This window comes from Streptomyces sp. NPDC006733 (assembly GCF_040636125.1).
Lineage (GTDB): Bacteria > Actinomycetota > Actinomycetes > Streptomycetales > Streptomycetaceae > Actinacidiphila.
In genome coordinates this window covers 1-21,126 of sequence record NZ_JBEYJD010000001.1, presented here as the reverse complement: position 1 = coordinate 21,126, position 21,126 = coordinate 1, and the positions used below count along the sequence as shown (strand labels likewise).

17 protein-coding genes and 1 riboswitch are annotated in these 21,126 nt (G+C 72.7%); of the genes, 15 read left to right on the top strand and 2 right to left on the bottom strand.

What is annotated here, in order from left to right:
- Nucleotides 1-220: 220 nt before the first annotated feature.
- The 6 genes from lhgO (at nt 221) to ABZ721_RS00060 (ending at nt 6,678) form a co-directional block, all read left to right on the top strand.
- Nucleotides 221-1,468: an L-2-hydroxyglutarate oxidase gene (gene lhgO, locus ABZ721_RS00085; RefSeq protein ID WP_358786234.1), complete on the top strand. Its 1,248-nt coding sequence runs from the start codon at nt 221-223 to the stop codon at nt 1,466-1,468.
- A 190-nt stretch (nt 1,469-1,658) separates the two neighbouring features.
- The gene (trmB, locus tag ABZ721_RS00080; RefSeq protein ID WP_358786233.1) at nt 1,659-2,564 is read left to right on the top strand and encodes a tRNA (guanosine(46)-N7)-methyltransferase TrmB; all 906 of its coding nucleotides are present in this window, start codon (nt 1,659-1,661) and stop codon (nt 2,562-2,564) included.
- Between the two features lie 108 nt (nt 2,565-2,672).
- Nucleotides 2,673-4,196, top strand: a complete 1,524-nt coding sequence (locus ABZ721_RS00075; protein ID WP_358786232.1) for a PrsW family glutamic-type intramembrane protease — start codon at nt 2,673-2,675, stop codon at nt 4,194-4,196.
- 81 nt (nt 4,197-4,277) lie between these two features.
- Nucleotides 4,278-5,309 (top strand): hypothetical protein, encoded by a 1,032-nt coding sequence (locus ABZ721_RS00070; protein ID WP_358786231.1) that lies wholly within the window; start codon nt 4,278-4,280, stop codon nt 5,307-5,309.
- 127 nt (nt 5,310-5,436) lie between these two features.
- Entirely contained in the window at nt 5,437-6,183 is a 747-nt protein-coding gene (locus ABZ721_RS00065) for an HNH endonuclease (protein ID WP_358786230.1), read from the top strand.
- Nucleotides 6,184-6,270: 87 nt separating this feature from the next.
- Complete coding sequence (locus tag ABZ721_RS00060; RefSeq protein WP_358786229.1) at nt 6,271-6,678, top strand: hypothetical protein; 408 nt, start codon at nt 6,271-6,273, stop codon at nt 6,676-6,678.
- Between the two features lie 98 nt (nt 6,679-6,776).
- Here ABZ721_RS00060 and ABZ721_RS00055 read toward each other — a convergent pair whose 3' ends face one another.
- Nucleotides 6,777-7,577 carry a M23 family metallopeptidase gene (locus tag ABZ721_RS00055; protein ID WP_358786622.1) on the bottom strand — a complete coding sequence of 267 codons (801 nt, stop codon included), beginning with the start codon at nt 7,575-7,577 and terminating at the stop codon, nt 6,777-6,779.
- A 189-nt stretch (nt 7,578-7,766) separates the two neighbouring features.
- Nucleotides 7,767-7,912, bottom strand: a riboswitch (cyclic di-AMP (ydaO/yuaA leader).
- Between the two features lie 295 nt (nt 7,913-8,207).
- Nucleotides 8,208-9,467 carry an LPXTG cell wall anchor domain-containing protein gene (locus tag ABZ721_RS00050; RefSeq protein WP_358786228.1) on the bottom strand — a complete coding sequence of 420 codons (1,260 nt, stop codon included), beginning with the start codon at nt 9,465-9,467 and terminating at the stop codon, nt 8,208-8,210.
- Nucleotides 9,468-9,850: 383 nt separating this feature from the next.
- On the opposite strand from ABZ721_RS00050, the gene ABZ721_RS00045 reads away from it, so the two are divergent.
- The 9 genes from ABZ721_RS00045 (at nt 9,851) to ABZ721_RS00005 (ending at nt 21,005) form a co-directional block, all read left to right on the top strand.
- Nucleotides 9,851-10,516 carry an N-acetylmuramoyl-L-alanine amidase gene (locus ABZ721_RS00045; protein ID WP_358786621.1) on the top strand — a complete coding sequence of 222 codons (666 nt, stop codon included), beginning with the start codon at nt 9,851-9,853 and terminating at the stop codon, nt 10,514-10,516.
- Nucleotides 10,517-11,086: 570 nt separating this feature from the next.
- The gene (locus tag ABZ721_RS00040) at nt 11,087-13,324 is read left to right on the top strand and encodes a hypothetical protein (protein ID WP_358786227.1); all 2,238 of its coding nucleotides are present in this window, start codon (nt 11,087-11,089) and stop codon (nt 13,322-13,324) included.
- Between the two features lie 146 nt (nt 13,325-13,470).
- Nucleotides 13,471-15,027 carry a DUF3492 domain-containing protein gene (locus tag ABZ721_RS00035; RefSeq protein ID WP_358786226.1) on the top strand — a complete coding sequence of 519 codons (1,557 nt, stop codon included), beginning with the start codon at nt 13,471-13,473 and terminating at the stop codon, nt 15,025-15,027.
- Nucleotides 15,024-16,448, top strand: coding sequence for a hypothetical protein (locus tag ABZ721_RS00030; RefSeq protein ID WP_358786225.1), 1,425 nt, complete (start codon nt 15,024-15,026; stop codon nt 16,446-16,448). Before ABZ721_RS00035 ends, ABZ721_RS00030 begins: the two co-directional genes overlap by 4 nt.
- Nucleotides 16,449-16,537: 89 nt before the next feature.
- Complete coding sequence (locus tag ABZ721_RS00025; protein ID WP_358786224.1) at nt 16,538-17,530, top strand: SDR family NAD(P)-dependent oxidoreductase; 993 nt, start codon at nt 16,538-16,540, stop codon at nt 17,528-17,530.
- A gap of 75 nt (nt 17,531-17,605) precedes the next feature.
- Nucleotides 17,606-18,319: a nucleotidyltransferase family protein gene (locus ABZ721_RS00020; protein WP_358786223.1), complete on the top strand. Its 714-nt coding sequence runs from the start codon at nt 17,606-17,608 to the stop codon at nt 18,317-18,319.
- Between the two features lie 9 nt (nt 18,320-18,328).
- Nucleotides 18,329-19,372 (top strand): NAD(P)-dependent oxidoreductase, encoded by a 1,044-nt coding sequence (locus tag ABZ721_RS00015; protein WP_358786222.1) that lies wholly within the window; start codon nt 18,329-18,331, stop codon nt 19,370-19,372.
- A complete protein-coding gene (locus ABZ721_RS00010) occupies nt 19,369-20,073 on the top strand; it encodes a spherulation-specific family 4 protein (protein ID WP_358786221.1) in 705 nt (234 codons plus the stop codon). The genes ABZ721_RS00015 and ABZ721_RS00010 overlap by 4 nt, the downstream gene beginning before the upstream one ends.
- The gene (locus ABZ721_RS00005) at nt 20,070-21,005 is read left to right on the top strand and encodes an endo alpha-1,4 polygalactosaminidase (RefSeq protein WP_358786220.1); all 936 of its coding nucleotides are present in this window, start codon (nt 20,070-20,072) and stop codon (nt 21,003-21,005) included. Before ABZ721_RS00010 ends, ABZ721_RS00005 begins: the two co-directional genes overlap by 4 nt.
- Nucleotides 21,006-21,126: the final 121 nt, after the last annotated feature.

Sequence of the window (21,126 nt, the reverse complement as noted above, 5' to 3'; positions counted from 1 at the left end):
GTACGCCGGACACCTTGTCCCACAAGGGTTTGCAGGGATTGTCAGTGGGCCAGTTCATGATGGGGATGTCTTCGGATGAGGCTCCGGCGCCGTGCGGCGGGGCCCCATGGGAGGTGCTTCATGGCAGGGGCTTCATGAAGGGGAGTCATGCGGGGGCCCATGATGGGGGCGGCCGGCCGTCCGGTCAGGCCGGTCAGGCACGCGGAGCCGGGGAGGTGGCATGGGACCGTACGCCGATGACGTGAACGACGTCGTCGTCATCGGGGCGGGCATCGTCGGCCTGTCCACTGCCTACGCGCTGACCCGCGCCGCGCCCGGCACCCGCGTGACGGTCCTGGAGAAGGAGCCCGGCCCCGCCCGGCACCAGACCGGCCGCAACAGCGGGGTGATCCACAGCGGGATCTACTACCCCCCGGGGTCGCTCAAGGCGCGCTACGCGCTCCAGGGCTCCGCCGAGATGGCGAAGTTCTGCGCGGAGCACGACATCGCGCACGAGATCACCGGCAAGCTCATCGTCGCGACGGAGCGGGACGAGCTGCCCCGGCTGCACGCCCTGGTCCAGCGCGGCCGGGAGCATGGCCTCGCGGTGCGCGAGCTGGGCCCCGCCCAGATCCAGGAGTACGAACCGGAGGCGGCCGGCCTGGCGGCCATCCATGTCGGCTCCACCGGCATCTGCGACTACGGCGCGGTGGCCGCGACCCTGGCCCGGCTCGCCACCGACGCGGGCGCCCGGATCCGGTACGGCGCCGAGGTCCGCGCGATCACCCGCACCACCGGCTCCGGGCCCGACGGCGCCGGGATCGTCGTCGAGTCCACCACCGGCGAGATCCGCACGAAGACCCTGGTGAACTGCGCGGGTCTGCAGTGCGACCGGGTGGCCCGGCTGGCGGGCGACGAGCCCGGGATGCGGATCATCCCCTTCCGCGGGGAGTACTACGAGCTGAAACCGTCCCGCACGGGCCTCGTCCGCGGCCTGGTCTACCCGGTCCCCGACCCGGCCTTCCCGTTCCTCGGCGTCCACCTCACCCGTGACGTGCACGGCGGGGTCCACCTCGGCCCCAACGCGGTCCCGGCGACGGCCCGCGAGGGCTACCACCGCCGCACGTTCCGCGCACGGGACGTGGCGGAGGTCGCCGGCTACCCCGGCACGTGGCGGATCGCCCGCCGCCACTGGCGGTACGAGATCGGCGAGATCCACCGCTCGCTGTCCAAGCGCGCCTTCACCGCCGCCGCGCAGCGGCTGCTGCCCGCGCTGCGCCCGTCCGACCTCATACCGGCCGCCGCGGGCGTCCGCGCCCAGGCGGTGCTCCGTGACGGCACCCTGGTCGACGACTTCCTCTTCGGCGGCTCCGGCCCCTTCGTCCACGTCCTCAACGCGCCCTCGCCCGCCGCGACGGCGTCCCTGCCGATCGGCCGCGAGGTGGCCCGGCGGGCCCTGTCGGCGCTGGCGACGCTGCAGGCGGCGTAGCGGAGGGTCGGCCGGCCGCGGCCCACGGGACGGGACGACGGCGCCCAGGCCAGGGCGGAGAGGGCCGGGAGACCTTCGCCGTCGGGGCCGGCAGGCTCCGTCGGCCGGGGCGGGTGGCTCCGTCGGCCAGGGCGGGTGGCTCCGTCAGCCGGGGTGGGTGGCTTCGCCACGCCCGTAGAATCACCCCATCGTGTCTAGCTCACCCACTCCCCCCAGCACCCCCGCGACCGCCGCTCCCGAGACGGCCGCCGCTCCCGCCGCCACCCCCGGATCGACCACCCCCGGGTCGGCCACCCCGGAATCGGCCACCCCCGCCTCGGCCGCGCCCGACGCGGTCGACCCCGCGGCGGCTGCCCGGGCCAAGCGCGCCGCCCGGCCGGTGAAGTTCCCCGAGGGCCCGGCGCCGGACCCGGCGGGCTCCCGCGAGGAGCACCGCATCCGGACGTTCCACGCCCGCCGCGGCCGCGTCACCGACGCCCAGGCGAGCGCGCTGGAGCGGCACTGGGCGGAGTGGGGCGTGGAGCTGGACGGCTCGCCCCTCGACCTCGGCGAGCTCTTCGGGGACCCGGACCTGCCCGTCGTCCTGGAGATCGGCTTCGGGATGGGCGACGCTACCGCGCGGATGGCCGCCGACGACCCGGCCACCGGCATCCTCGCCGTCGACGTGCACACCCCCGGCCAGGGCAACCTGCTGAACCTGGCCGACCAGTACGGCCTGACGAACGTCCGGGTCGCCAACGGCGACGCGATCGTGCTGCTCCGCGACATGCTCCCGCCGGCCTCCCTCGCGGGGCTGCGGATCTACTTCCCGGACCCGTGGCCCAAGGCCAAGCACCACAAGCGCCGGATGATCCAGCCCGCGTTCCTGACCCTCGTCGCACCGCTCCTGCGCCCCGGCGCGACGCTGCACTGCGCGACCGACTGGGAACCGTATGCGGAACAGATGCTGGAGGTGCTTTCCGACAGCCCGGATTTCGTCAACCAGTACGGCGACGGTTACGCCCCGCGTCCCGAATTCCGTCCCATGACCAAGTTCGAGCGGCAGGGACTGGCCAAGGACCACGTCGTCCACGACCTGCTCTTCACTCGCCGCTAACCCCTGGTGGGAGCTAAGCGGAATCCGAAACGGCCTGGATCGGACCGCGGGCGAAGACGTAATGGGAAGGGCATCGCGCACATCTCGTCTCCCCCGTACTGTCGACTGGTGTCCTCGTACTCGCATTCGCCCGACTCCTCGGACCACCCGGTCCCCGAGTACCCCGACCACGCTCAGCAGGCGCCCGAGTTCACCGCCGTCCCGACCGCTCCCGAGCAGTGGCACTACAAGCCGCGCCGCGCCTTCTGGGAGAGCAAGGCGGTACGCGCCGGGGCCCTCTTCACGCTGCTCGCGCTGTGCGGCGTGATCATCCTGGCGCTGGTGCGGCAGCAGATAGGCACGGAGGGGTTCTTCGTCGGGCTCGCCCTGTCGATCCTGCCGGTGCCGCTGCTGATCTGGGCGTTCGTCTGGCTCGACCGGGTCGAGCCGAGTCCGTGGAAGAACCTGGTCTTCGCCTTCTCCTGGGGTGCGTGCGCCGCGACCCTGGTGGCGATACTGGCGAACGAGTACGCCACCGAACTCCTCGCGACGACCTTCACCGCGAGCCCGTCCCAGACCGACACCTGGGGCGCGACCTTCGTCGCCCCGCTCGTCGAGGAGACGGCGAAGGGCGCCGCGATCCTGCTGCTCTTCCTCTTCCGGCGCAGACATTTCGAGAGCGTCGTCGACGGCATCGTGATCGCCGGCCTCACCGCCACCGGCTTCGCCTTCACCGAGAACATCCTCTACCTGGGCTCGGCCTTCGGTGAGGACCAGGCCTACGGCTCCTCCGGCCTGCAGTCCTCCACCGCGGCGACCTTCTTCGTCCGGGTCGTGATGACGCCCTTCGCGCACCCCCTCTTCACGGCGATGACCGGCACCGGCTTCGCGATCGCCGCCATGACCCGGCCCGGCCGCCGCTGGCGCTGGCTCGCCCCGGTCGGCGGCTGGCTGCTCGCGATGCTCCTGCACGGCATCTGGAACAGCTCGGCGTCCCTCCCCCCGCTCGGCTTCCTGGCGATGTACGGCGCGATCATGATCCCGGTCTTCGCGCTCGTGGTGTGGCTCGCCGTCTGGTCGCGGTCGAAGGAGCTGCACACCATCCGCACGCAGCTGCCCGTCTACGCGATGGCCGGCTGGCTGACCCCGCCGGAGCCCGTCGTCCTGGCCTCGATGAAGGCCCGCAGCGTGGCGCGTGCCGCCGCCCGCCGGGCGCACGGCGACGCGGCCGGCCGCACCGTTCGCGAGTACATCGCCTTCGCGACCCATCTCGCGTTCCTCCGCGCCGCCGCCCGCCGCGGCACCGCCGGGCCGCACTTCGCGGCCCGCGAGCAGGAGCTGCTCCACCACCTGTGGCAGCGCAAGGACGTCGCCCAGCCCGCGCTGACCCACGCCGCCTGGGCCACCCGCCCCGCGCCCGCGGCACCGCCCGTCTGGGGCCAGTGGCAGCAGCACGGGCCGTACCCGCAACGCCCGTACGGCCAGCACTACGGGACGCAGCAACCGGTCCCGGCGCAGCAGCACCCCCACGCCCAACCCCAGACGCAGCCGTACGCCCAACCCCAACCGCAGACCCACACCCACACCCAAGCTCAGACCTACGCGCAGCCGTACGCCCAGCAGCAGCCGCCCTACGGCGGCCCGAACATCTGACCCACCCGGCGCTCCCCTGCGCCCGGTCCGCGCCCCACCCGCACTCTGGCCCGCGCCGGAACATCGCAGTAGCGTCCAACCATGTCCGAGCAGCGCGAACATGCCGCCGAGGCCGAGCGGCTCCTGCGGAAAGTCCTGGAGTACCCCGACGACCGCGAGGAGCTGCTCCTCGCCGCCGCCGCGCAGTGGATCCTGGCCGAGCTCCCGGCCGAGGCCCTGCCGCTCTACGACGAACTCCTCAACCCCGCCTCGGACCCTCCCTCGGACCCGCCCCCCGACCCCGTCTCGAACCCGGCCCTGGTCCAGGCGCTCAAGGTCTCCGCCCTGTGGGACACCGGCGCCGAGCAGGCGGCGCGCGAACTGGCCGTGATGGTCCGCGCGCAGGCGCCGGCGAGCCTGCCGCCGTGGCAGATCATCGGCGAGACGTTCGAGGTGCACGACGACCTGCCGGCCGCCGCCGCGTGGCTCGAGGACGCCACCGACCACTTCCTCTCCCCGGACGAGGTCACGTACGAGGCCCGCAGGATCCTCATCACCCGGCACCGCGTCCGCCGGCTCCTCGGCGAGGCCCACGACGACCGGGACCACCTCGCCGACTACGTCCACAGCGCCCCCGTCACGCTCGACGAGCTGCACGACCCCAAGCGCCTCTGGTCGCTGGGGTCCGACGACCCCGCCGAGGTCCGCCGCGAGATCGAACGCCTCCGCGCCGAACTGGCCGACCACCGGGCCGCCCTCTCCCGCCCCTACCCGCTGGCCGTCCTGTACTGGCCGGAGGCGGAACTCATCGCGCTGCTCACCCGGTACCCGGTCTTCGCCGCGGACTACGGCAGCTACCCCGAGCACCTGCGCAGCGTCGAACAGGCCCTGCACGCCCTCTCCGCCACCGGCGCCCCGCACCTCGGCGTCGTCACCGCCACCCTCCCCACGTACGAGGCCTACGCCCGCACCCAGTCCCTCCCGCCGGCCACCCCGTCCCTTCCCGCGGCCTACGCCACCTCCCTGGCCGCCCGCGGCCACGCCACCCCCTGGCCCCCACCGCGCACCGCCCCCTGCTGGTGCGGCGCCCCCACCCCCTACGGCGAACACTGCGGCAGACCGGGTTACCCGTAGGAAGGTGGAGTTCGTGGACTGCGTCCGTTTCCCAGCCCCGGGTAACGGACGGATGTCCTGCCCTTGCCTTGCAACCGCAGCGAGTTGAAGCCGACGCGCTAACGCGAACACTCATACGATATGGCTCATGCGGAACCCTGACTGGCAGTGGGACGAGCTCCTCCTCGCATGCGACCTGGTCGTCGACAACGGGTGGAAGGAGCTCCGCGAGAACGACCTGCGCGTCATGGACCTCTCCGATCTCCTCCAGGTCCTTCCCCTTCACCCCGCCGCGATCAGGGGAGAGCGGTTCAGGACCACCGGGAGCGTGAGCCGGAAGACAACCGATCTGGCCAGCGCCCATCCCTCCTACCCCGGGGTGCCCACGCGTGGCGGCAGACTCGACAAGGAGGTCATCGCAGCGTTCCTTGCACGCCCGGCGGAAATGCATGCTGCCGCCGAACGGCTGCGCGTCGCGGCTGTTGAAGGAACGTTGCTGCCCGTGGCTCCCGGCGGGGACGCCGACGACGAGAGTCCGGACGCGCCCGAAGGCCGCCTGCTGGCGCGACTGCACCGGGTGCGTGAGCGTGATCCGAGGCTGCGCAGGCGGAAGATCCAGAAGGTCCTTGATTCGGGCGGGGACCTGAGCTGCGAGGTGTGCTCCTTCAACTTCGCCAGGACGTACGGAACGCTGGGCGACGGATACGTCGAAGTGCACCACGTCGTTCCTCTCCACGCTTCGGGGGAGACGGTGACGTCGCTCGATGACCTCGCACTGCTGTGCTCGAACTGCCACCGCATGTGTCACCGCAGCGCCGGCGCAGGGGAGCCCTGGCGCACACCCGCGACTCTGCGGGATCTCGTCCAGCGCGAGGGCAGACCGGGCACCGCCTGACCCGGCGGCGGTAAGAGTGGGGTCAAGGGGGTGCCACGCCCCGGTGATCGGCGGGGGTGGGGCCACTACGATGCAACCGCGCGCCATATGCGGTGCGGGCAGGGCAGCGGAGGATGGGGGCGGTCGGTCGTGGGCTGGTATGTGTGGGCCATTGCGTGGGTCGTCCTGTCGGGCGGCGGCTGGTGGGGGAACCGGTTCCGGCACGCCATGCGCACGCGGCACGAGCGGAAGGTCGAACTGATCTCCGCCGAGGGCGAGAAGCAGCGGGCGCTGCAGGCGGCGAACCGGCCGCCGGAGGCGATCTGCGGCTGCACGCACCATCTGGCCAAGCACGACAAGCAGGGCAAGTGCCACGAGGTGGTGCAGGCGCCGACCGCGTGGGACGCGGAGAAGAAGCCCGTCTCGTACGAGGCCCGGCCGTGCAACTGCCAGCAGTACATCGGCCCGCGGCCGCTGGAGACGCTCTACGCCGAGGACATCGTCGACCTGTCGTAGCGGTCCCGGGCGGCACGGAACAGAACATGCCAACGGCCCTGGTGCGGGGGGTCACCGGGGCCGTCGGGTTTTGCGGGTGGTCCGTGGGGCGTCGTCCGTCAGATGTCGACGCCGTGGCCGCGCAGCCAGGACGTCGGGTCGATCGGGTCGCCCGCGCCCGGGCGGACCTCGATGTGCAGGTGCGGCCCGGTGACGTTGCCGGTGGCGCCGACGCGGCCGATGGTGTCGCCCGTGCCGACCTTGCCCGAGGTCCGCACCATGGTGGAGAGGTGGCAGTACCAGATCTCGGTGCCGTCATCGAGCGTCAGGATGACGCGGTAGCCGTACGAGCCCGCCCACGCCGCCGAGGTGATGGTGCCGCTGTGGATCGCGGCGACCGGCGTGCCGGTGGGGGCCGCGAAGTCCTGGCCGGTGTGGGTGTTGGCCCACAGGGAGCTGGACTGCCCGTAGCTCGCGGTGAGCGAGTACGAGGCGACCGGCTTGGTGTACGAGGCCGCGAGCACGGCGAGGCGTTCCGCCTCGGCCTTCGCCGCCGCGGCCTCCGCCGCCTGCTTCTTGGCGGCGGCCTCCGCCTTCGCCGCGGCCGCCGCGTCGCGCACCTTCTGCGCCGCGGCCTCCTTGGCGGCCGTCGCCGCCGCTTCGCCGGCGGCGGCGTCGCGCGCCGCGCGGTCCGCCGCGTCCCGCTCCTGGGCCACGTGGTCGAGGATGCGCAGGCGCAGCGTCTCGCCCGCGTCCGCCGACCAGGTGGGCGTGGTGGCGCCGGCCGGGGTGGCGGACGCCGCCGTCGCCGGCGCGGGGTCCGGGTCGGCCGACGGGGTGTCCGGCAGGTCGGGCAGGTCCGGGAGGGAGATCGGCACCGGCGACTTGTCGGCGGCCGCCGCCATACCGCCCGCGCCCATCGCGGCCACGGCCGCGACGCTCAGTACGGTCGAACCACGGGCGAGGGAACGCTGCTTGGGAAGCCGGTGCCTGTTCCGGTCCGGAGCGGCGGAGTCCGCGGAGGGGCTCCATTCGTCCCATTCCCCGGCTTCCGGAGCCTCGGGCGATGGGGCGTAGGCAGGGTGATTCGACGCCACGGGTGGCGCTCTCCTTTCCTTCCTTCTCGCCTACCGGGTTAGCTGACGGGTTCGGAGCAGGAAGGTCTCCTACGGGCCGCCTCATGACGAGGGCGGTCCGATTCACCCCAAGTAGTGGGTCCCCGGTTCCCGCGGACGGGATTCGGCAAGCGCACGGTGCCGCCTCTACGGCGGCAGTGACGACCGCGCTGCGTTATCGAACGGTAATTGAGCCAGGGGCCTTTTCCAAGCCGAAAGGGGTAGTTGGCGCAGGTGATTAAAGGGGTGGAATGGAAGTAATCGGGCGAAGGAGGATGATCGGAGTGATCCGACGGTGATGTGAGCGTGTGTCAGTTGTTATGCGGAGCGAGGTGACTCCGTCGCGGAACGTGACGAAGCCCCGGCCGGAGGGTTCCGGCCGGGGCTTCCGTACACGTCACTTCACCCACTTCACGTCACCTCACGCGAAGGGGATCAGCCCTGGAGGTTCCGGCGGCGGCGCAGGCCGAGGAAGGCCAGCGCCACGCCCAGCGCGACCAGGACACCCGCGCCCGCGGCGAGCGTGCCGTTGCTCCCGTTCGCACCGGTGCGGGCGAGGGAGCCCTTGGTGTTGACGGGCGGCGCGTCCGTGGTGGCCTGCGCCGCCGGACTCTTCGTCGTAGACGACGCCGACGGGGTCGGCGTGGCGGAGGTCGTCGCCGCCGGAAGGCCGGACGGCTTACCGGTCGGCGTGGTGGCCGGGGCCCCCGGCAGGACGGTGAGGTTCCGCCCGGCCGAGGCGATGACGCTGGTGTTGCCGCTGCTCAGAGCGGTCTTGGCGGTCAGGTTGAGGACCTTGGCCGTCGTGGGCTCCTGGCCCGTGGGCACCGCGAGCTTGAGCTTGTAGTGGTACGTCCGGTCCCCGGCGAGACCGGCCGGGATGTCGGGGAGCAGCCACGTGTTGACGTGGTCCGGGGCCGCGACGTCGACCCAGCGGCCGGAGATCCACACGAACAGGTCCAGCTTCTGGGCACTGCCCCCGAGCGCGGTGACCTCGGTGCGCAGGGACTTGTCGTAGTGGCCGCCGCCGTTCTGGTTGTCGACGTCGAGCGAGAAGATCGCCGGCTTCGCGGCCGACACCTGGGTGGCACCGCCGAACCGGTCCGTGATCGTGCCGATCCGGATCGCGGGGCTCGCCTGGAAGGTGACGGCGGGGATGCTGTGCGAGGGGTTGCTCTCGTAGCCGCCGGTGTCGAACGTCAGGGTGAGGTTGCCGTCGTTGGAGGGGAAGCTCTTGGCGAGCCCGACGGTGACCTTCCAGGTGTAGGTGGCCTTGGCCGGGATCGAGAAGCGGCTGAACTTCTCACCGTGCGGGCGCAGGGTCAGCACGACCGACGGCCCCTGGCTCCCCACCGCCACGTCGGTGGCGGGCGCCGTGACCGGCACGACCGCGACGTTCACCTGGGAGCTGTCGATCGGGCTCCCGCCGACGGGGATGCCGAGCACGTTCGCGCTGAACTCGACGGCCGTGTCGTTGCCGTTCGTCGCGCTGACGGTGTAGGACTCGGTCGCTCCGCCCCGGACGAGCGGGCCGGCGGGCGTCGGGGCGCTGAACGCGATGCTGAGCGGCTTGGCGGCCAGGGCGTCGGCGTACGCGGCGGCCGGCAGCAGCGCCGTACCGCAGACGGCGGCGACGACGGCGACCGAGGTGACGGCGGCGAGGCGTGGACGGCGCGACAGGGTGGTGGCAGACATGGTGATCCCCCCAGGGAACAGGAACGTGGTGGTGTGGAGCTGGATTTTGCGCCCCGCCCGGTGGTCCGTTCAGCGTTCCCGTTCGGTTCCTGCGGCTTGCGATAGGAGGATCTTCACACGCGGTCGATCCCCGCAGCATGCGGGAAGCGTCACCTCCGCGTAACAGCGGGAACCGGCCTCCCCAGCAGCGTCGTTCACCTTCCAGAACGCCTCCAGAACGCCTCCGGAACGCCTCCGGGACCACCCGGCGGCGCACTCTTCACCGGTCTGGACCACTGCCAATTCGCCTGGCCCTTGGCAGGGTTGGCGCGCGGGCCCCACCATGGGCAAGCCCCACCCGATGGTCATGCACCCACCCCACCATGACGTCCCAGGGAGCCTCCATGGACCGCACGCCCGGCAATCCCGGCACCTCCGGCAACCCCGGCAACCCCGGCACCTCCTCCCCCGCCGCCTCCCGGCGCGCCCTGCTCCGCGGCGGCCTCGCGCTGGGCGCCGTGGCGGCGGCCGGGCTCGCCAACTCGGTGCACGCCGACGCCGGGACCAGGGCCGCGGCCGGGGCGGTGGACTATCCGTCGGCCGTCTGGTCGCCCGCGAGCACCAGCAATTACACGGCGTCGAACCGCCCCACGAGCTATCCGGTCAACCTCGTGGTCATCCACGTCACGCAGGAGGACTACGCCGACACCATCCGGCTCTTCCAGGACCCGGCGCACGCGGCGAGCGCGCACTACGTCGTCAAGTCGTCGAACGGGGCGATCGGGCAGTGCGTCCGCGAGCGGGACATCGCCTGGCACGCCGGCAACTGGGGCTACAACACGCGCAGCATCGGCATCGAGCACGAGGGGTGGGTGGACCAGCCGGCGTACTTCACGACCGCGATGTACCACTCCTCCGCCGCACTGACGGCCGCCATCTGCGACAAGTACGGCATACCCAAGGACCGCGACCACATCATCGGCCATGTGCAGGTCCCCGGCACGGACCACACCGACCCCGGGCCCAACTGGGACTGGGTGCGCTACATCCGGCTCGTCAACGGGGTCTGACGGCGAGCGCACTTCGGCGAGCACCTCGGGAACACCTCGGGAGCCCTTCCGGAGCACTTCGGAAGCGCTCGCGGTAAGCACACTCCGAGAGCACTTCAGGCACACAGGTGCCGTTGTGACGAAATCGGAACACAGCGGCTACAGATCCTGGACAGTAACTTATTCGGGAATTACCGCCGATCCCTGAGCAGTTGCCCGCAGTTCGCGCCCAGGAATCCCGCGTCCCCCGACCCGGCGAATGCGCTTTAACGTTTCCGCTGATGAACCGTCGCTCACACGTACGTCAACCTGCGAAAACCCACCCCCCACCCGGATCTCTTCCGTCCCACGCGCTACCCCGTGGGTCCGCGAATAGCTTTCGGAAATGAAAAAAGCTGTGTCTTTTTCACCGCCTTCCCGATTCCTCTCCACAAACCCTGCCCGCTGCCTCACGATGTGACACGGGCGGCCTCAAGACGGGGAGATCTGACGGTCGCGCCTATCCCACCGCAACCCAGTTCATTGGAATTAGGGAGGGCCGGGGGGCGCCTCAGAGGGCTGCCCCGGCATGCCCTCCCGGGGGAGGAATCCATGGGTCGAACGACCCGCCTTGCCACCGCGTGTACCGCCGCGGCGATGCTCACCCTCACCTGGCCGGCGGCCGGCGTGAGTACCGCGGCCACCGCCGCGGCCGTCACACCCCGGATCGATCTGCGGGTGCTCGTCGTCGACGACGGCGGGCCGGCCACGCAGGCCATCACCGCCGAACTCGACAGCTCGGGCACGCCGTACACCACCGTGGACCTGAACAGCGCCGGCCGGCCGCAGATCACCGCGGCCTATCTGAGCGACACGGTCGGCGGCAGGCCGCGCGCCAAGTTCCAGGCCGTCGTCCTGCCGAACGACAACCCGTTCGGCGCCGGCTCCGCCGAGATGGCGGCGCTCGCCGCGTACGAGACGGCCTTCGGCATCCCGCAGGTCGACGCGTACACCTACGCCCGGCCCGAGGTGGGGCTCAACTACGCGCAGGACCCCGGCTACATCGGTTCGCTGGACGGGGTCACCGCCGCGGTGACGGCCACCGCCGGACCGTTCGGCTATCTCAAGGGCAACGTGCCCTTCGAGGACAACTCACCGACCGTCGGCGAGAGTTACGCCTTCCTCGCCACCCCGCTCGCGACCCAGGCCGCCGGGTCGACGTTCACCAGCTACGTGGACGCCCCGATCCCGGGCAGCACCGCCCGCGGCTCGCTCGTCGGGCAGTACAGCCACGACGGCCGCCGCGAGCTGGTCGTGACGTTCGTCTACAACCAGTACCAGCAGCAGTTCCGGCTGCTCGCCCGCGGCATGGTCGAGTGGATGACCCAGGGCGTCCACCTCGGCGCCGACCGGAACTACTTCGCCCTCCACATGGACGACGTGTTCCTCGGCGACGACCGCTGGAACCCGACGCTCAACTGCACCCCCGGCGACGTGGACTGCGCCGTCGGCACCGACCAGTCGGACCCGGACCCCATCCGGATGACGCCCGCGGACGCCGTCTACCTCAAGCAGTGGTCGGCGGCGAACGGCTTCACGCCGGACCTGATGTACAACGGCGGCGGCAGTGAGGACTACAAGGCGGAGCACGGCGGCACCGACCCGCTCGCGACGCAGCTCATCGCCGACAAGAGCGCGTACCGCTGGGTCAACCACACCTACACCCACCCGTTCCTCGGCTGCGTCCAGGACGTCTCCGTCGTGCCGTGGAAGTGCTCGACGACGACCGCCGGCGCCACCGTGTGGACCAGCCAGGCGGACATCACCGCGCAGATCAGGGACAACACCACCTGGGCCACCCAGCACGGCCTCACCGTCAACAAGCAGGAGCTGCTCACCGGGGAGCACTCCGGCCTGAAGATCCTGCCGCAGCAGCCCGTCGACAACCCCAACCTCGCCCCGTCGCTGACCGCGACCGGCGTGACGGTGCTGGGCAGCGACAACTCCCGCGACCCGCTGCAGCGCAAGGTCGGGCCGGCGCTGACGGTGCCGCGCTTCCCGATGAACGTCTTCTACAACGCGGGCAAGGCCGCCGAGGAGGTCGACGAGTACAACTGGATCTACACCAGGGCGGCCGACGGCGGCAGCGGCATCTGCGAGAACTCCGCGACGTCCACCTGCCTGGACGCTCCGCTGGACACGGCGACGGGTTACGCGTCGTACATCGTGCCGCTGGAGGCGCGCACCGATCTGGCGCACGTGCTGTCCAACAACCCGCGCCCGCACTACGTCCACCAGTCGAACTTCGCCGAGGACCGGATCGCCTATCCGGTCATGGAGAGGATCCTCGGCGACTACAAGAACCTGTACGCGGCGAACACGCCCATCGTGAACCTCAAGATGGCCGAGATCTCCGCCGAGCTGGCCAAGCGCGCCGCCTGGGACGCGGCGGTCAAGGCCAACAAGGTCACCGCCTACCGGATCGGTGACACCGTCACCGTCACCGCGCCGAGCGGTCTGCAGACGACCGCGACCATGCCCGTCGGCACCCGGCAGGCGCAGCTGATCGGCACCACCGCCTTCGGCGCCGGCTACGCGGGGCAGCTCTCCGGCTGGGTCGCGCCGGGAGCGCTGCAGAGCTCCGTGACGCTCAAGCTCGCGGCCACCGCCACACCCGCCGCCGCCACCGCGACGCCGGCCAAGGCCGCCCAGAGCGCGCAGACCGCCAAGGCGACGGACTCCGCGCAGGCGCTGCCCGTGCCGACGGGGGCGACCGACCCGGTCCCGTACGGCCCCGGCGACACCGCCAAGAGGAAGCAGCACCGCAACACCCGGTCCGCACGGCGATAAGCCGCCGCACCGCAGGACACCACAGCACCACCGATACAGCGGCGCTGGAGCGCCCGGCACGCAGCCGGCGCTCCAGCGCCCTCCGGCGCCGCGAAGGACCGTACGCGGCGCATTCACCGACGGACCCGTGGGGGGACCGATTCGCCATGCAGACCCAGGTGACCTTGCTGACCGAAGGCACATATCCGCACAGCCACGGCGGCGTGAGCGTGTGGTGCGACCAACTCGTGCGGGGAATGCCCGACTTCGACTTCCGGCTGATAGCCGTGACCGGCACCGGGCGGGAGCCGCTCACCTGGGATCTCCCGGGAAACGTCAGAGACTTCACGGAAATACCCCTGTGGGGCAAGCTGCCGGCCGGCCGCGCGCCCCGCGGTCGCCGGTCGCAGCTGTTCCTGGCGGGCTACGAGCGCTTCCTGCTGTCGCTCCTCGACCCCGCCGCCGAGGCGGAGTTCGGCCCGCAGCTGTACGCGCTGGCGGAGCTGGCCCGCGAGGGATCGCTCTCGGCGGCGCTGCGCTCCGAGGACGCCCTGCGCGCCCTGACCGGCGTCTGGAACCGTCCGCAGGTCGCCGCCGCGGCGGCCCGGCCCACCCTGCATGACGCGCTCACCGCCACCGACCTGCTGGAACACGCGCTGCGCCCGCTCGGTGCCGTACCCGAGCCGGGCAGCATCACGCACGCCGTCAGCGGCGGTCTCGCGACCCTGCCGGGGCTGATGGCGCACCACGAGCACGGCACCCCGTTCCTGCTCACCGAGCACGGCGTGTACCTGCGCGAGCGCTACCTCGGCTACCGGACGGGCCCGTACGGCTGGCCCGTCAAGGCGCTGATGCTCGGCTTCTACCGGCTGCTCGCCGAGGAGGCGTACCGCCGTGCCGCGCTCGTCACCCCGGGCAGCCGCTACAACCGGCGCTGGGAGGAGCGCGGCGGGACCGCGCCCGAGCGGATCCGCACCGTCTACAACGGCGTCGACCCCCACGCCTTCCCGATGGCCGGCCCGGAACCCGCCGTCCCCACGCTCAGCTGGGCCGGGCGGATCGACCCGATCAAGGACCTGGAGACGCTGATCCGCGCCTTCGCCCTGGTGCGGGCCGAGCTGCCGCAGGCGCTGCTGCGGCTCTTCGGGGGGACCCCGCGGGGCGGCGAGGGGTACCGCGACCGGTGCGCCGCCCTGGCGGACGAGCTGGGCGTCGGCGACGCGGTGACGTTCGAGGGGCGCGTCGAGGACATCCGCGACGCGTACGCGGCCGGGAACGTCGTGATGCTCTCCAGCATCAGCGAGGGCTTCCCGTTCACCCTCATCGAGGCCATGTCCTGCGGGCGCGCCACCGTCTCCACGGACGTCGGAGGCGTACGGGAGGCCGTCGGCGAGGCGGGGTTCGTGGTGCCGCCGCGTGACCCCGCCGCGATGGCGAAGGCCGCGCTCGTGCTGCTGCGCGACCCGGCGCTGCGGGCGTCGATGGGGTGGGACGCGCGGCTGCGGGTGATCGACCAGTTCACGCTGCGCCAGACGATCGAGACGTTCCGCGGCATCTACACCGAGCTGTCGGCCCAGCAGCCGTGGCTCGTCCTCACGCCTGTCGGGGTGGAGTGGCAGGCCCGCAGCCATCACGGCCCCGGGATCCAGGGCCCCGGCCTGCACGTCACGCCCGCCCCGGAGACCGCGGCCGACGACGACACCGTCACGGAGGCCGCCCAGTGAGCGGACCGCTGCGCCTCGTCCCGCAGGACGGGGACGACACGCTGCCGACGGTGCCGCGGCAGCGTCGGCGCCCCCGGCCCTCCTGGGCCGAGGACCCGCTGGAGGAACTGGCCGAGCGCCTGGACGAGGTGTGCGCGGCGGCCGTGCACGCGGACGAGATCGCCGCCGTCCTGGAGTCGGACGGCCTGACGCACGAGCTGATCGTGCAGCGGTACGGCCGGTCCGACCTGTTCGAACTGGCCGAGGAGTTGCACGCGCGGGGCGCGGGCAGGCGCCGGCACCCCGCGCCGGAACCGGGCCCCGACCCGTGGCGCATCAACCCCTGGCAGTGCCTGCTGCGGGGCTTCGTCTTCGGGCTGCCGGGACTGGCGTACGTGCTGGGCGGGACGCTGCTCTCCGGTCCGCCGGACGCCTTCGGGCTGCCCGCGGGAACGGTGGCGCTGTCCGCCGCCGCGCTCGCCGGCTGGGCGTGGAACCAGGCGCTGGCGCACCGCGCCTACCTGCGGCTCGGCTCGGACGGGCGGCGGGCGACCGCCCGCTGCCTGCTGCGCGGGGCGCCGGCGGGGGCGCTGCTGGCGTCGGCGTTCGCGCTCGCCTTCGCGTCGCGGGGCAGCGACGCCGCGTTCGCGGTGGGGCAGTCCGCCTACCTGGCGGCGGCGACGGCGCTGCTGGTGCTGGGCCGCGAGCGGGAGCTGCTGCTCGCGCTCGCCCCGACCACGGTGGGCGCCGCGCTGCTGCCGGTGTGGGACCTGCCGCCCGCGCTGCGCGCCTGCCTGATCGTCGCGACGCCGGTGGCGGCGCTGCTGGTCGCCGGCCGGCAGGTCGTGCTCGGGCTGCGCACGCCGCCCGAGCTGGGCGCCCCCGCGCCCCCGCCGCTCACCGCCTCCGTCCCGTACGGGCTGTACGGGCTGGCCAGCGCCGTGCTGGTGCTCGTGCTGGCCCTGGGGGCGGGTGTCTCGGCGGTCGCGCTCACGCTGAGCATGGGCGCCGCCGAATGGCTGCTGTACCGCTTCCGCGGCCGGGGGGTCAGCGCGCTGCGGCGCAGCGTCGACGCCGGAGGGTTCAGGACGCGGTCGGCCTCGGCCCTGCTGCGCTGCCTGGGGGTGTACGTGACCGTCCTCGCGGCGCTCGCGGCGGCGCTCACCGCGCTGTGGCCGGGGGCGCCGGCGCCCGGTCCGCTGCGGCTGTGCGCGCTGCTGACGCTCGGCGCGGTGCTGTGGCTCTCGCTGCTGCTCCAGGCGTTCGGCGCCGCCTGGCCCGCCGCGCTGGTCTGCCTGGCCGCCGCCGTCGTCGAAGTCGCCTTCCTCTGTTGGCGGTTCGGTGACCATCCGGCCGTGCAGGTGGCCTCCTGCGCGCTGGCGGCCGCCGTGCTGGTCGCCATCGCCTGCTCCCTGCTGGGCCGCGCCACGTCCCACCGCTGACAGCAGCGACCGGAACCGTCCCCTTCCCCCACTCCCCGTCCCCTTCCCTCATCCCCTTGCGAACGATTCGAGAGACCGGAGCATCCGACATGACACTGGTAGCCGTCACCGGCGCCGAAGGCTTCATCGGCTCGCACCTGGTGGAGGCGCTCGTCGCCTCGGGCCACCGCGTGCGCGCCATGGCGCAGTACAACTCGTTCTCGTCCTTCGGCTGGCTGGAGACCCTGGACGCGGAGACGATGGCCCAGGTGGAGGTGGTGCTGGGCGACGTCCGCGACCCGGGCTCCGTCCGGGAGCTGGTGGACGGCGCCGAGGCCGTCTACCACCTGGCCGCGCTGATCGCGATCCCGTACTCGTACCGGGCACCGCACTCCTACGTGGACACCAACGTCACCGGCACGCTGAACGTGCTGGAGGCCGTCCGCAACCTGGAGATCCCGCGGCTGGTGCACACCTCCACCAGCGAGACGTACGGCACCGCGCAGACCGTGCCGATCGACGAGGACCACCCGATCAACACCCAGTCCCCGTACGCCGCTTCGAAGGCGGGCGGCGACCGGCTGGCGGACAGCTACTTCGCGAGCTTCGGCACGCCGGTGGTGACGCTGCGGCCGTTCAACACCTTCGGGCCGCGGCAGTCCATGCGCGCGGTGATCCCGACGGTCATCGGGCAGGTGGCCGCCGGGGAGCGGGCCATCACGCTCGGCGACCTGCGGCCGACGCGCGACTTCACCTACGCGCGGGACACCGCGCGCGCGTTCCTCGCGGTGGGGACCGCACCCGCCGCGAGCGTGGTCGGGCGGACCTTCAACGCGGGGACCGGCGGCGAGATCTCCGTCGGCGACCTGGTGCAGCTCATCGGCAAGCTCATGGAGACCGAGCTGGACGTCGTCGAGGACGAGCAGCGCATCCGGCCGGCCAACTCCGAGGTGATGCGGCTGGTCTGCGACGCCTCGCGGCTGCGCGAGGCGACCGGCTGGGCGCCCGACCACAGCCTCGAACAGGGGCTGGAGCAGACCATCGCGTTCTTCCGCGACCCGGCCAACCTCGCCCGCTACAAGACCGCTCTCTACAACATCTGACCCGCCACACCATCTGACCCGCCGCCCACCCGGGCACGACGTCTGGCCGCCAGGCCAGAAGGGGGACCAACCCGCATGCACGCAGTCATTCTGGCCGGAGGCAAGGGCGTCCGGCTGCTGCCCTACACGACCGCCCTGCCCAAGCCGCTGGTGCCGATCGGCGACCAGCACGCGATCCTGGAGATCGTGATGCGGCAGCTGGCGAACGCCGGCTTCACCACGTGCACCATCGCCATCGGCCACCTCGGCCACATCATCCGCGCCTACGTCGGCAACGGATCGCAGTGGGGGATGCGCGTCGGCTACTCCACCGAGGACAGCCCGCTCGGCACGATGGGGCCGCTGCTCACCATGCTCGACCGGCTGCCCGAGCACTTCCTCGTGATGAACGGCGACGTCCTCACCGACCTCGATTTCGGGGACGTGCTGCGGTACCACGAGACCACCGAGGGCCCGTTGACCATCGCCACCTACGACCGCCAGGTGAAGATCGACTTCGGGGTGCTGACCACGGACTCGGGCAACGTCGTCGCCTTCACCGAGAAGCCGAGCATCGACTACCGGGTCTCGATGGGCGTCTACGGCCTGTCCCGTTCCACGCTCCTGGACTACACGCCGGGGCTGCCGCTCGGCTTCGACGAGCTGGTCATCGACCTGCTGAACGCCGAGACCCCGCCGAGCGCGTACGACTTCGACGGCTACTGGCTCGACATCGGACGGCCCGACGACTACGACCGCGCCAACGCCGAGTTCACCAGCCACCGCAAACTGCTGCTCAAGGGAGCGTGAACCGACACCATGCGACGCGTTCTCTGTCTGGGTTCCACCGGATTCCTCGGCGCCCACGTCGCCGGGCAGCTGCGCGCCCTCCCGGGCGTGCGGGTGCTCGGCGGCGGCCGGACCACCCCCGCACCCGGAGCCCCGCCCGTCGGCAGCCCGCCCGTCGACCGCTCCGTCGACAGCCTGCCCATCGACCTCGCCGGCATCTCCGTCGAGGCGCTGGCGGACGCGCTGCGCGCGCTGGCCCCGGACGCGGTCGTCAACTGCGTGGGCGCGGTGGGCAACAGCCCGCTGCGGCTCGCCGAGCTCAACACCCGTGGCCCCGCGGTGCTCTGCGAGGCGCTACGGCGGGCCGCGCCCGCCGCCCGGCTGGTCCACCTCGGCTCGGCCGGCGAGTACGGGGCCACGGTCCTCGGCCGGTCGATCGACGAGTCGGCGCCGACCCTCCCCCAGGGGGCGTACGGGGCCACGAAGCTGGCCGGCACGCTCATCGTCTCCCAGTCCCCGCTGGACGCCACGGTGCTGCGAGTCTTCAACCCGCTGGGCCCGGGGTCGCCGGAGGCGAGCCTGCCCGGCCGGCTCGCCGCCGAGCTGCGCCGGGCGCTCCCGGACGGGGCCGAGGGCCTGGTCCGCGTCGGCGACCTGTCCGCGTACCGCGACTACGTCGACGTGCGCGACGTGGCGCGGGCCGTCGTCCTGGCCGCCATGGCGACGGGGCCGCTGCCGCGGCTGCTGAACGTGGCGGGCGGCAGCGCCACGCCGGTGCGCGCGATCGCCGACGGGCTGGTCGCCGTGTCCGGCTTCCGCGGCCGGATCGAGGAGAGCGGGCCGGGGTCGCACCGTTCGGCGGCGGTGTCCTGGCAGCGCGCGGACATCGCGGCGGCGGTCGCGGCCCTGGGCTGGCGCCCCCGCCACACGCTCGCGCAGTCGCTCGCGGACCTGTGGAACGAGGGGTCACCGGAGCCCGCGCCCGATACCGCGCCCGCGTCGGCGCCCGATACCGCGCTGCCGCCCGCCACCGCACCGGCGGCGGTGCGCGCCGCCGTCCCGGCCGCGCCATGACCGGCGGGCGACTCCTCGTCCCGCTCTACGTCCACCCGGCCGTCGACCCCGGCGCCTGGCGGACGCTGGTGGGGGCCGCCGACCTGCTCTACGGCGTCGTGCTCAACGTCGCCGACGGGCCGGGCACGATCCGCGACCCCGCCTTCGCGGTGGTGGCCGAGGAGTTGCGGGCGGCGGGCGTGCGCGTCCTCGGGTACGTGGACACCGCGTACGGCCGCCGCCCGGCCCACGCGGTCGTCGCCGACCTGCGCCGCCACCGCAGGTGGTACGGCACGGACGGCGTCTTCTTCGACCAGGCCGCCGCCGACATCGGGCTGCTGGGCTACTACCGCTGGCTGGCGCGGACCGCGCGGGTCTGCGGCTCCCGCACCGTCGTCCTCAACCCGGGCGCGCACCCCGCGCCCGGGTACGCGGAGATCGCCGACCTGCTGGTGACGTTCGAGGGCAGCTGGGCGACGTACCGGGCGGCGGTGGCCGTCCCGGCCTGGACGGGCCGCTACCCGGCGGAGCGCTTCTGCCACCTGGTGTACGACGTGCCCGCCAAGCTCTGCGCCCTCGCCGCCCGTACCGCCGGGCTGCGCGGCGCGGCCGTGCACTGCGCGGTCCCGGGAAGCGGCGCCAACCCCTGGCAGGCTGTCTCTCCGGACCTCATCGATGCCGCGCACGGTCGGCATCCGCGCCACCAGGAGGAACGCCGTTGAACCGCAGGTCCGCCCCCGGCCCCCGACCGCCGGCGCTCCTCCTCCCCCTCCTCCTGCTCCCGCTCCTGCTCCTGCTGCTCGCGGCCTGCGGGTCCGACTCGGGGCCGGGTCCCGGACCAGGACCCGGCCCCGCGCCGGAGAACCGCCACCCCTCGCCCGCCCCCTCCCCCACCCCGGCCCCGGCGGACCGCCACCCGTCCCGCGTCCCCTCCGCCATCCCGGCCCCGCCGGCCGACCACTGGCGGCCGCACGCCGGCACCGCCTGGCAGTGGCAGCTCAGCGGCACGGTCGACACGCGCGTCGACGTCCCCGTCTACGACATCGACGGCTTCGAGAACGACGCCGCCACCGTCGCCCGGCTGCACGCCGCCGGGCGGAAGGTCATCTGCTACGTCAACGCGGGTGCCTGGGAGAACTTCCGCACCGACCGGACGGCGTTCCCCGCCGCCCTCCTCGGCTCCGGCAACGGCTGGAACGGCGAGCGGTGGCTCGACATCCGCCGCATCGACCTACTGCGCCCCCTGATGGCGCGGCGCTTCGACATGTGCCGCGCCAAGGGGTTCGACGCGGTCGAGCCCGACCTGATGGACGCCTACACCAACCGCACGGGCTTCCCGCTGACCGCCGCCGACCAGCTCGCCTACAACCGCATGCTCGCCGAGCTCGCCCACGCGCGCGGGATGGCGGTCGGCCTGAAGAACGACCTGGAGCAGATCCCGGAGCTGGTCGGCGACTTCGACTTCGCCGTCAGCGAGGAGTGCGCGGAGTACGGCGAGTGCGACCGGCTGACCCCGTTCATCGCGGCGGACAAGGCGGTCTTCCACGCCGAGTACGCCGTGCCCACGGCCCGGTTCTGCCCGACCGCCCGGCGGCTGCGCCTCAGTTCGATGCTCAAGCACCTGAACCTCGACGCGTGGCGTCAGCCCTGCTAGGTCGTGTCTTCACATCCTCGTCTGGTCGGCGGGGTCTGGCACGCACGCTCGCGGCGTTGTCGTCGGTCGCCGATGCTCCGCATGGACTCCCTCCTCCGCCTTGCGATCGCACGCACCAGAC